This window comes from Autumnicola edwardsiae, assembly GCF_031846505.1.
Classification (GTDB): domain Bacteria; phylum Bacteroidota; class Bacteroidia; order Flavobacteriales; family Flavobacteriaceae; genus Autumnicola; species Autumnicola edwardsiae.
In genome coordinates this window covers 1-754 of the sequence record NZ_JAVRHP010000278.1, presented here as the reverse complement: position 1 = coordinate 754, position 754 = coordinate 1, and the positions used below count along the sequence as shown (strand labels likewise).

At 32.4% G+C, this 754-nt stretch carries 1 protein-coding gene; it reads left to right on the top strand.

Annotated features, from left to right (window positions below; genetic code table 11):
- The first annotated feature begins 277 nt into the window (after positions 1-277).
- Positions 278-469, top strand: coding sequence for a hypothetical protein (locus tag RM529_RS18220; protein WP_432264553.1), 192 nt, complete (start codon positions 278-280; stop codon positions 467-469).
- Positions 470-754: the final 285 nt, after the last annotated feature.

The following is a 754-nucleotide window of genomic DNA, read 5'->3' as shown; positions in this document are numbered from 1 at the left end:
CAGAGCTGCTCCATAATCGAGATACCCTAAAACAACTATGGGCCAGGAGCAGGTACTTATTTTATAAATCAAGGAGGTAAATGGACGGAAAAACCAATCAGAAAGAGCCAGAATATTTTTTGAACGCTACCCGGATTTAAAAAAGGCACTACAAATTATGCCAAAACCAATCCTGGATATATTTGACAATACAAAAGAAAAAACCTCGGCCCTATTACGATTGGCAAATGGGATGAAAAAGTAAGGCAGCTTTTAGCTGCTTCAATACACAAGAACAATGTTAATAAATTATATGAACATACTAAACTACCTTGATAACCGGATCACAAACGCTTCGGCAGAATCTTTTAATGCAAAAAATAAAAAGCATTTAGGGCAGTTCAGGGCAATGAGGAACATGGATTTTTTTTCTATTTTGACTAACAACAATTTTTGCAAAATACTAAAATCCCACAACTTTTGGACTTGATCCGAAAAAAGCTTTACAATTGATATCCAAAACTATTGCTAGATAACATTAAAACTTGTCGCACTGGCAAACAATCAATTATTCAATAAATAGAATTTTACAAAGTTCCAAAATTCATTTTTCCAAAACAAATGCTCAGCAAATTAGGGTTAAATATCTCACCTATTATATAGAATTAAGATGGAAGATATTGAAACTCCAGTCTAGTCGAGCTTCCGGATTTACAAATTTATTTTAAAATTTTTTGAATATCCGTAATCACTCATAATGTAATTTTTTTGTGTA